General features: G+C 51.2%; 8 protein-coding genes. All 8 read left to right on the top strand.

The features are described 5' to 3' along the window. Nucleotides 1-181: 181 nt before the first annotated feature. The 8 genes from ACH2AT_RS00335 to ACH2AT_RS00300 all read left to right on the top strand — a co-directional run bounded on the left by ACH2AT_RS00335 (nt 182) and on the right by ACH2AT_RS00300 (nt 10,344). The gene (locus ACH2AT_RS00335) at nt 182-1,573 is read left to right on the top strand and encodes an undecaprenyl-phosphate glucose phosphotransferase (RefSeq protein ID WP_394962522.1); all 1,392 of its coding nucleotides are present in this window, start codon (nt 182-184) and stop codon (nt 1,571-1,573) included. Between the two features lie 64 nt (nt 1,574-1,637). Beyond that, complete coding sequence (locus ACH2AT_RS00330; protein WP_394962520.1) at nt 1,638-3,194, top strand: oligosaccharide flippase family protein; 1,557 nt, start codon at nt 1,638-1,640, stop codon at nt 3,192-3,194. After that, nucleotides 3,191-4,192, top strand: a complete 1,002-nt coding sequence (locus tag ACH2AT_RS00325) for a hypothetical protein (protein ID WP_394962518.1) — start codon at nt 3,191-3,193, stop codon at nt 4,190-4,192. The genes ACH2AT_RS00330 and ACH2AT_RS00325 overlap by 4 nt, the downstream gene beginning before the upstream one ends. Before the next feature lie 47 nt (nt 4,193-4,239). Continuing rightward, the gene (locus tag ACH2AT_RS00320; protein WP_394962516.1) at nt 4,240-5,364 is read left to right on the top strand and encodes a glycosyltransferase family 1 protein; all 1,125 of its coding nucleotides are present in this window, start codon (nt 4,240-4,242) and stop codon (nt 5,362-5,364) included. Nucleotides 5,365-5,407: 43 nt separating this feature from the next. Beyond that, the gene (locus ACH2AT_RS00315) at nt 5,408-6,697 is read left to right on the top strand and encodes an O-antigen ligase family protein (RefSeq protein ID WP_394962514.1); all 1,290 of its coding nucleotides are present in this window, start codon (nt 5,408-5,410) and stop codon (nt 6,695-6,697) included. After that, nucleotides 6,663-7,961: a hypothetical protein gene (locus ACH2AT_RS00310; protein ID WP_394962512.1), complete on the top strand. Its 1,299-nt coding sequence runs from the start codon at nt 6,663-6,665 to the stop codon at nt 7,959-7,961. Before ACH2AT_RS00315 ends, ACH2AT_RS00310 begins: the two co-directional genes overlap by 35 nt. Beyond that, a complete protein-coding gene (locus tag ACH2AT_RS00305; protein WP_394962510.1) occupies nt 7,958-9,172 on the top strand; it encodes a glycosyltransferase in 1,215 nt (404 codons plus the stop codon). The genes ACH2AT_RS00310 and ACH2AT_RS00305 overlap by 4 nt, the downstream gene beginning before the upstream one ends. Beyond that, entirely contained in the window at nt 9,169-10,344 is a 1,176-nt protein-coding gene (locus ACH2AT_RS00300) for a glycosyltransferase (protein ID WP_394962508.1), read from the top strand. The genes ACH2AT_RS00305 and ACH2AT_RS00300 overlap by 4 nt, the downstream gene beginning before the upstream one ends. Nucleotides 10,345-10,349 lie beyond the last annotated feature (5 nt).

The following is a 10,349-nucleotide window of genomic DNA, read 5'->3' as shown; positions in this document are numbered from 1 at the left end:
AACAATTTCCCCATGAGGCCTCTCAACTGGCTTTCTCCTTATGAGTTCACTGTCCAATATGTTTGACAAACCTACATGAACTAGAGACCGACGGATTCCAGCGTAGTTGGCAACTGTGGCTATTTGTGATATAATAAATCAACTATACATGCACACCATCTAAAAAGGGGGACGAACGCCCTTGATTCGGAAAAATCAACGTCTGATCAACGGACTGAATCTTCTTTCGGATTTGATCCTGATTTTTACAGCGTACTTTGCTGCGCTGCTCACCAAATTCTTTTTGCTGGAGGGACATAGCGGCCCTATTGTTTGGCTGAATGAGCCGGTCTATTGGGCAGTGGCTTTCGCTTACAGCGCGCTGCTCGTACTGGTGTATTTTTTTGCCGGACTGTATGGCTCCTACCGGTTCAAGCAGATGGGCAGCGAAGCACTAACGATCCTGCTCATCAATGGCGTCGGTGTGCTGTCTCTTATGGCCCTGATGTACTTGGTGCGCATGAGCGAATTCTCCCGTGTGGCGCTGTTTTTGTTCTGGCTCTACTCCAACTTGTTCGTCCTTTCCAAACGTACTTTTGCGCGGGCGCTTTTGCGCCATTACCGCAAGCTGGGTTACAACCAGAAACATGTGGTGGTGGTAGGCAGCGGCCACTTCGCTCATCAGTATATCGAGGACGTGAAGCGCAATCCTCATATGGGGTTCACAGTGGACGGCTATGTGAGCGAAGATAACTGCCCGGAGTTGGGGCAGCGGCTGGGCACCTTTGACGAACTGGAACAGGTGCTGGATGGACGCCTGGTGGACGAAGTCGTGGCGGCGTTGGAGCCGGACGAGATCGGCTATATGAAGCAGGTGCTGACCACCGCGGACAAGACCGGCGTGCGCATCAGCATCATTCCCTTTTACAACGATTACATCCCCTCTTACCCAACCATTGATGTGGTGGGCCGCACGAAGCTTATCAATATGCGCACCACCCCGCTGGACAATGTGATGTGGCGGATGATCAAACGGGGAATGGATGTGGCCGGCTCGCTTGTCCTCATTCTTCTTACCAGCCCGATCATGTTGTTTGCAGCCATCGGCGTGCGCCTTTCCAGTCCTGGCCCCATCCTTTTCAAGCAGGAACGTGTGGGGCGGAACAAAAAGCCGTTCCGTATGTGGAAGTTCCGCAGTATGCGCATCACTGGGACCGAGGACACTGGCTGGAGCACCAGCGCCGATCCGCGCAAAACGAAATTCGGCAGTTTTATCCGAAAGTACAGCATCGACGAACTGCCTCAGTTCTTCAATGTACTGAAAGGGGATATGAGCCTCATCGGCCCGCGGCCGGAGGTCCCGTTCCATGTGAATCACTTTAAGGAGGAGATCCCCCTCTACCTTGTACGCCAGCAGGTGAGGCCAGGAATCACCGGCTGGGCCCAAGTGAACGGCCTGCGGGGCGATACCAGCATCGAAAAACGGGTGGAGTATGACATCTGGTACATCGAAAACTGGAGCTTCTGGCTTGACATCAAAATTCTCTTCATGACTGCTTTCGGCGGCATGAAGAATGATGAAAAGATAGTGTGAGTGTATCTTGCGAATATATTCGTTCGACAGGTATGCGAAGTCTCATAACTGTGAGAGAATTTTCATGGACGAAAACATCGAAAAAAAAAGCAATCGACAGATTCTGTCAGGAAGTGCCATGGCATATTTGTCTTTGGCGGTAAACATCGTCGCAGGGATGATATATACTCCGTGGATGATCCGCCAGATCGGGCAGAGTCAGTATGGACTGTATACGCTGGCAGTTTCACTTATCAGCATCCTGATGTTTGATTTTGGTATCGGCACTGCCCTATCTCGTTTCGGGGCGCAGTACCGCGCGAAAAATGATGTTGAGGGAATGGCTCGGTTTTATGGCCTGGTCAACCGTTTGTATCTGGCGATTGATGGGCTGGCGCTCCTTGTAGCGTCGATTCTTTTCTTTTTTCTGGGGTCAATATACAATAGCCTTACAGCGAACGAACTTGCATCTTTCCGCGTTGTATATGTAATGGTGGTTGGCTACAACCTGTTCGCGTTTGCTTACACGCCGCTCAACGGAATGCTGAACGCCTGTGAGGAGTTTGTCGCGCTGAAGTTCAGCGAACTGCTCACAAGAGTTCTGACCATCATTTTGGTAGTAGTAGCTCTTACCCGTGGAGGCGGGCTGTATTCACTCGTAGCGGCTAATATCGTCAGTGGAGCAGCGGCGATTCTGTTTAAATTGTGGGTGGTTCGCCATAGGTTGAACCTTCGCCCCCAAAGGGATCGTCTGGATCTCAACATGCTTCGAGAACTGCTTTCCTTTTCTGTTTGGACGGCAGTCATGGGCGTGGCATCCACTTTGAGTACAGGCCTTATGCCGTCTATTGTTGCCATTGGCCGCGGGTCTCTTGAAACGGCGATTTATGGTGCGGCTACTACGCTCAATGGGTATGCATATTTGCTGACGGCCGCCATTGGAGGAATGTTTTTACCCAAAGTGATGCGCCTTTTTGAACGGGAGAACGCACCGCAGGCGCTGACTGCACTGGCAATTAAGGTTGGTCGACTTCTGATGATGCTGGCCTCCTTGATTTTGGCAGGATTCTTCTTGATTGGTAAGGAGTTTTTTGTGCTGTGGATGGGGTCGGAATATGCTCCGGCCTACGGAGTTGCTTGTGCACTTCTTGTGGCGGAACTGTTGGCAGCACCACAAACAGTTTTCTCCACAGCCATGACTGCACGGGGGTTCCTGAAGCCAATCGCCATTTCGAATTTGATTTTTTCAGCGGGGATACTTGTTGCAGGTTGCGCAGTGACCAGGGCAATGGGAGCGTTTGGGTGCGGTATGGTTATCTGCATAGGGTATCTTTTGCGTGAATTGGCTCGAATGATCTTTTATAAAAAATATTTAAGTATCGACCTTTCACAATATATTAAAAGAATCTACGGGCCAATGGCGATATATTTCCCATCAATGTTGGTGGCGTTTTTGCTGCTCCGTGGGTTCACGGCGCTCAATTGGGGGAGACTGGTAGCCAAAGGCGCAATTGTATGTGTGGCGTACCTGCTTGTAAGCGTAGTATTTGTTATGAATTGGCAGGAAAGAGCGGTTGTAACGGCGATTTTAAAAAAGATCTGGGCCAAGTTCAAAGGGCTAAGAAGGAGGAACGATATATGAAACCTTTTCTGGTGGATGTGCCGGTGGTGATTTATTTGTGGATCCGCCCACAGCTGCAGCGTGAGACTTTCGCACCGGTTTGTGAAGCAAGACCTAGTACTCTGTTCCTGATCTCTGATGGCGGAAGGAACGAGGCAGAGTGGGAAAAAATCTACGAATCCAGGCGCATAGTGGAGTCTATGATTGACTGGGACTGTAAGGTGTATAAATTATATGAAGAAAAAAACAACGGCATGTATGCGATGATGCGTAAAACCAACGCGTTTGTGTTCGCTGTTGTGGATCGTGCCATTGTGTTTGAAGATGACACTATTGCCGATCCCTCTTACTATGCCTTTTGCGCTGAGCTCCTGGAAAAGTATAAAGATGATCTTAGGATTCAAGGCATAGCCGGGCGGATCCTCGTAGATGAAAACACGGAAACGCCGTACGATTACTTCTTTTCCGGCTATATGGGGCCGGGCACAGGCGATGCAGTTTGGAAGAGAACCACGCAGATTTTTGACACCGATGATTGGTTGAAGGAACCGTATTATCGAAATGGGATATTAAGGATGCTTCCGGGGTTTAAAACGGTCTACAAACAGCTCGATGTGGATGGCCGTTATGATGGACATCTGCCCGGGAGCGAGTTTTACTATGCACTGCAGAAGCGGCTGGAGGGACAGTTATGTATTTGCGCGAAGAAAAATATGGTTCGGCAGATGGGAGCAACTGACGACGCTACTCACGGTGTGGAGTGGCGGAAGCTGGATAAAAAGACCCAACGAGCATATGTGCAAGAAGTACACCCTTGTACCTTCCCGCTGAAGCATCCGCCGTATGTGATGCGGGACGTTCGATACGATGCCACAGCAAAAAAGATTTCAGGTAGCAAACTTGAATTGCAACGGCGCAAGTTTGTCACACGCTGCAAACGATTATGGTACGGAGACGGGATCTTGATGTGGAAGAGTTTTGTTAAACGTTACATCAAGCGTGACATTCGGGAGAATTGAATGGGGGCTATCCCGAGAATCAAGATGTTCAAAGCGAGGAAAAGCCAGTGAGCAAACCGATTCGCATTGCCCAGGTGCTCAACCGTATGGACAGCGGCGGCATCGAGGCAGTGGTAATGAATTATTACCGCCACATCGACCACAAGCAGATACAGTTTGACTTTTACTTTGCCGAAGACAGCACTTTTCCGCAGCGTGCAGAACTGGAGCGCCTCGGAGCGGGAATCTACCCCATCCCGGCCTACAGCCATCCGCTGGCCTATCACAAGGCACTGTACGGTGCGTTCCGGGAGCACGGCTACAAGGTGGTGCATGCCCATCTGTCCACCATGTCGGTGTTCGCGCTCTTTGCTGCCTGGCGTGCCGGAGTGCCGGTGCGCATCTGTCACAATCACTCCACTGCCGCCTGGGGCGAGGGGAAAAAGACCTTGCTGAAGTATCTGCTTCGTCCTTTTAATAAACTTTTTGCCACCGCGTGGTTTGCCTGCGGCGAAAAAGCCGGGCGCTGGATGTACGGAGACCGGGCCTTCGAAAAAGGAAAAGTCTATGTGATGCCCAACGCCATTGATACAGAAAAGTTCACTTTCGACCCGATGGCCCGCGCTCAGCTGCGGCAGGAGTTGGACATACCCAATAGTGCTTTTGTGGTGGGCCATGTGGGGCGGTTCACTTATGCAAAGAACCATGAGTTCTTACTGCATGTATTCAAACTGATCAAGCAGAAGCGCCCGGAGGCCAAGTTGCTTCTGGTTGGTGAAGGCGAACTGGAGCAGCAGGTAAAAAACCAGATTAAACAGCTTGGATTGGAGCGTGCGGTGATTTTCACTGGCGCCCGGGAGGATGTGGCTAAGCTATATTCCTCGATGGATGTATTCTGCCTGCCCAGCCGATATGAGGGGTTTGCCATTGTGGCGCTGGAAGCTCAGGTAAACGGCCTTGCATGTTTCTTCTCAGACCGAATCACGAATGAAGTAATACTTCGCCCGATTAGTGGGAATATCCAGGAGGAGAACGTTTGCCAACTGCCCTTGGCTGAACCTGAAAGATGGTGTGAGGCCATACTGGAATCCAAACGCCAGCCTACGCATCTGGAACTTCGAAAATACGATATAGCGATATGCTGTGCGCAAATCGAAAACTTCTATTTAAAGAACGAGGAAAGAAATGGTTGACACAATAGGACGCCTCTATTCAAATAAGATCCGATGGAGACTTTTGTTAATCCAGCTGATCCTGCTTTATGTCCCCTCCTTTCAGTTTTTCTCCATTCCCACCGATAATGGAAGTATCCCTGCAAGCCTGTGCTACTTTTTCTCACTGGTATTTGCTCCATATCTTATGATTCTGCTTCCCCACCTTCGACTCCCTCACTGGTCGATACTTGGGCTTTTTGTGCTGGTATATGTCCTTGCGCTGATTCGATGGCCGCAGTACGGCCTTTCCAAAAGCATTTTGCATTGGGCGTTTGGGCTTTATCTGATCGTTACGGTGCTGAATGTGGGGGCGGATTTTACAAAAGAGCAGTGGCTTAGACTTTTGGAAGTCGGAGCTTGCACTTTTGCAATTTTGCATGTGTTTTACATGCTTGAAAATTATGACTTGGTTCTGAAACTTTTGAGGGAGTACCGGGAAGGCGTTCTTTCGGCAGATCAGATGCGGGTGAACTGTTCCGCAATAGCAAGCCTGACGCGCGGAGGGCGCAATTTGGATGCAACCTGGCTGGCCCTTGGCGGTTTTTTTGTGCGCGGGAAAAAGAAGGCGGTCTACGGCACCTACGCGATTCTTTTTGCGTTCTTCGGCGCTTCTCGGGTTGGAATGATTTCTTCACTGTGTCTGATTCTATGGACCTTGGTTTATGACCGTGTCTTTCGGTTGACATTCAAAAACCTGAAGTGGTACATTTTGTATGGCCTGTGTATTTTGTTGCTTTTGGCGGGTTCCGGAATGATGCGTGTTGGGGTAGAAAGTATCGTTCCCGACTCATTGATGTTCTGGAAGCAATCTGAGATGGCCGAAACAGAAAACCTCCAACCGGAAGAACCCCAGATCATTGACGGCTACCTAAGCGGGCGAGGAGCAATGTGGGAACGCTTCCCTCAAATGCTTCGGGATAATCCCCTGGGCTTTGGTGTTGGAAATGCCCTTCGAGTAATGCGTCAAAGCTATGGCTTTACCAGTTATGAAGACGTTATGCACAATGTCTTTATGCAGCTTGCGCTGGATGAAGGAATACTGGGCGGTCTTTGGTTCCTGGGGCTGTGTGCGGCATTTCTTTATGGTCAACGCAAAGAGCGGTTCCGATCCCCCTTTGCGGCTTATCTGCTGACCTATCTGATCCTGTCTGTTGTGCAGTTCCACGGCGGCGAGGCGTTGATGCAGTTCACCCTTGCGGTATTTCTTCTGGAACGAAACGCCTGGTTCATGGTGCCATGGGCGAAAAAGGTGATTAATGAAAGAGGGGAAACAACATATGCAACCCCTGAAAGTACTGTTGATCACCCGTGAGTGTTTGCGCGGTGATTCAAACGAAGGAAATACTTTGCTGAACCTGTTTGCGGGCCTGCCGGTGCAGCTGTGGAATGTCTATTGCAAACCCGGCTTGCCGGACAATGCGGTTTGCAATGGCTATTTTCAGCTCACAGACAACATGGCGCTGCGGACTCTTTTCAAAGGAGAGTCAATGGGAAAGCGGGTGGAGCCGGAAATTGCAGGGCAAGCAAACGGCTCTCAAGGTGAGCGGGAAAATAAGCAGCTGTACGATTTGTTTCGCAGCCATAACTGGGAAATCTTTTACCTGACGCGGGAGATCCTGTGGCAGCTTGCCGGCGTGAAAAGTGAAGCGCTTGCAGAATTCGTCCGTCAGGCTTCTCCGGATATCATTGTGGCGCCCCTTTGTTACAGCCGCTATGTTCTGGCTGTGCAGCGTTTTGCAATCAAAGCGGCAGGCGTGCCGGCGGTCACCTATGTTTACGATGACCTGTATTCGTTGCGGCAGTTCCGACTCTCGCCCTTTTACTGGCTCAACCGGTTCCTTCTGCGCGGAGCAATCCGCAAAACGATCCCGCTGTATCGATTTGCGTATACCATGACAGAACAGCAGGCACAGGAGTACCAAAAGTACTTTGACCTTCCGCTGAAAGTCCTGCGCAAAGGAGCGCAGACCGGCCCTTGCAAGAAAGCGGAACACAAGGGCGTGCGCATAATCTATGCCGGCGGGATCTATTACGGCCGCGACTGCACGCTTGCGAAGGTGGCTGATGCGGTGCGTAAACTGCGGGAGCAAGGAAACGACGTGGAGCTGCATGTCTATACTGCCTCTCCGCTGAAACAGAAAACAGCGGCGAAGCTGAACGATAGGGCGGCAAGTTTTGTTCACCCGGCAGTATCCGCCGCGGAGCTTGCCCGCCGCTATGCCGAGAGCGACATCGCTCTGCATGTGGAATCGTTCAAAAGAAAGGACGCCCTGCTTACCCGCTTGTCCTTCTCCACAAAAATCGTGGACTGCCTGGCCAGCGGTTGCACAGTGCTTGCCATCTGCCCGCCTGTCAATGCCGGTTGGCAGTACCTCAGAGAAAATGACGCGGCAATCTGTGTGGACAGAGAGGGCGGTATCGAAAGCGCAGTGTGCAGATTGGTCCTGGACGAAGCAACGCGCAAGTGCTGCGCGGAAAAGGCGGCGCACCTGCTGCGGGAAAACCACGATGAGCAGCAGATCAAGCAGGGGCTTTACAACGACCTGCTGTCGCTGGTGGAGAGGAAAAAACAATGAGAATTGCCCACATCAACGGCGTGTACGGGGTTGGAAGCACCGGTCGCCTGGTGAAAGATTTGGTAGAGTGTGGTCGTGAAAACGGCCATGAGAGCCTTGTGCTCTATTCGGAAGGTTCCGCTGAAGACAATTGTGCTGTGCGGTACATCAGCGACAGTGAGCGCAACGCCCATGCGCTGCTTTCCCGCCTGTCCGGGCTGCAGGGATATTGGAGCAAACGGCCCACCATGCGCCTGATCGAACGACTGGAAAAATTTTCACCTGATGTGGTGCATCTGCATGTGGTCCACGGAAACTGTCTCCATCTTCCTTCGCTTTTTCGATATCTGACCGTAAATAATATCCCGGTGGTGCTCACTCTGCACGATTGCTGGTGGTTTACCGGACGCTGCGCGTATCCGTTGCACTATCTGTGCGACCGATACCAGGCCCGCTGCGCGGATTGCCCCGCGAAGAACGATGTTTGCCCCAGTTGGCTGTTTGACCGGGCGAACAAAATGCAAAGGGACAAAGAGCGCTGGCTGTGCGGGCTGGCGCACTTAAAAGTGGCTGCCGTAAGTAAGTGGGGAGCCCGGGTGGCCGCGGAGTCCTTTTTGCGCAACAAGGATATCCTTTGCGCCTATAACTGGGTGGACACACAGGCATTCCGCCCGGAAGAGTGCGAAGCACAGCGTTCCGGGCTGATACCGGACGGGAAAAAGGTGATCTTGGGCGTTTCGTCGTTCTGGGACGAGCGCAAGGGGCTGGATGACCTGCTGTGGCTGGCGCAACAGCTGCCGGAATGCGCGATGGTGTTGGTCGGAACGATGAAGCAGAGGGGCGAATTGCCGGCCAATGTGATTTCAGTTCCCGCCACTGACAGCAAGGAGGAACTGGCCGGACTTTACAGCCAGGCGGATGTGTTCTTGAACCCAAGCCGTATGGAAACCTTTGGCTTGACCACGGTGGAAGCCATGGCATGCGGCACGCCGGTGGTCGTGTACGATGTGACCGCCTGTCCGGAACTTATCGGCCCGGGAACCGGCCTGGTCGTGGCGGTGCAGGACGGTCGGCAGGGCCTGTTGCAGGCAACGCGGACATTGCTGGAAACTCCGGCGTCCGGCGAGCGATGTGTGAGCTGGGCCAGAGAAAATTTTTCCATCAATGTGGGGTCTGCACGTTATTATCATATCTATCGTGAAATAGTGGAGGAGAAAAACAAACCGGCATGAAAACCGTTTACTATGTGGGCTTTTACAGCAGTCCGGAGGATAACCTTCGGCGCAAGAATGTGCGCCAAAGCATCGCCGGGACTGTGAAAATGGATTTTATCCTCAAATGCCTCAGAAAGCTGGACTGTAAAATCGTGCTGGTGTCCATTATGCCCTCGCAGGACAGTGGATTTCAGCGTCAGGAGACCATTGTGGTCAATGACCGTGAAACCCATGTTTATCTGCCGGCCCTTGTGCTGCGGGTGTTTGGCAAAAACATTGTGCGCGGGGATCTCAGCCTGTTTTTCCTGAAGCGCTTCTTGCGAAAGAATGTTGCTAAAGATGATGTGGTTATCAGTTATCACTCACTGGTTTTCGGTCAATTCTTTCAAGCGCTGCGCAAAAAACTTGGTTTTCGTTGGGTCAGTCAGGTAGAAGAACTCTATCGCTTGTCTGCTGAAGCGCACAAGAACAAAGAACTGTTGTGGAAAGAAGAAAAGATGATCGCAGGCGCTGACGGATACCTGTTCGTAAATGACATCCTTCCGGAAAAGTATGCAAAACAGGCGCCATACGCGGTGTCCTATGGGAATTATACTGTGTTCTTGGAAGAACGGGCCAAGGAAACGAATGCAGCAAAAAAGCACATTGTCGTTTATGCGGGTATAATTACAGAAGACAGCGGCGTGTACCTGTTGATACAAGCGATGCGCAATCTTCCCAGTCAATATCAACTTCGTATTATTGGCATGGGGCCGGACAGGAACATAGAAGAGATGCATAGGCAAATTGCGTATGTGAATGAGAAGACGGAACAGGGAAAAGTCCAGTATCTGGGCACAAAAACGGGGGAGGAACTTACGAGATTCCTGGCCGAATGTGATATAGGGTGTAGTATGCTGAACACCAGTGACGATTTTTTGGTGGCGTTCCCGTCTAAAATACTTACCTATCTGGGCCATGGACTAAAAGTGGTTGCCAGCCGTTCGGCGTGTGTTACAAAAAGCAAACTCGCTCCTGTTTTGTTCTTTTGCGATAACAATGAGGAGGCGCTCGCGCAGACCATTGTTAAGGCGGCAAATAGTGGATTCACTGGGGGTTCAGACTGTTTGCGGCAAATGGAAACATCATTCTGTGAACGTTTGGCGAACGTGCTTGATGTCCCAATGAAACGGGTTGATGGTGTGATGTGAATTTT

The organism is Candidatus Allofournierella excrementigallinarum (assembly GCF_944388085.1).
Taxonomy (GTDB): Bacteria; Bacillota; Clostridia; order Oscillospirales; family Ruminococcaceae; genus Allofournierella_A; species Allofournierella_A excrementigallinarum.
This window is presented reverse-complemented; position numbering and strand designations above follow the sequence as displayed.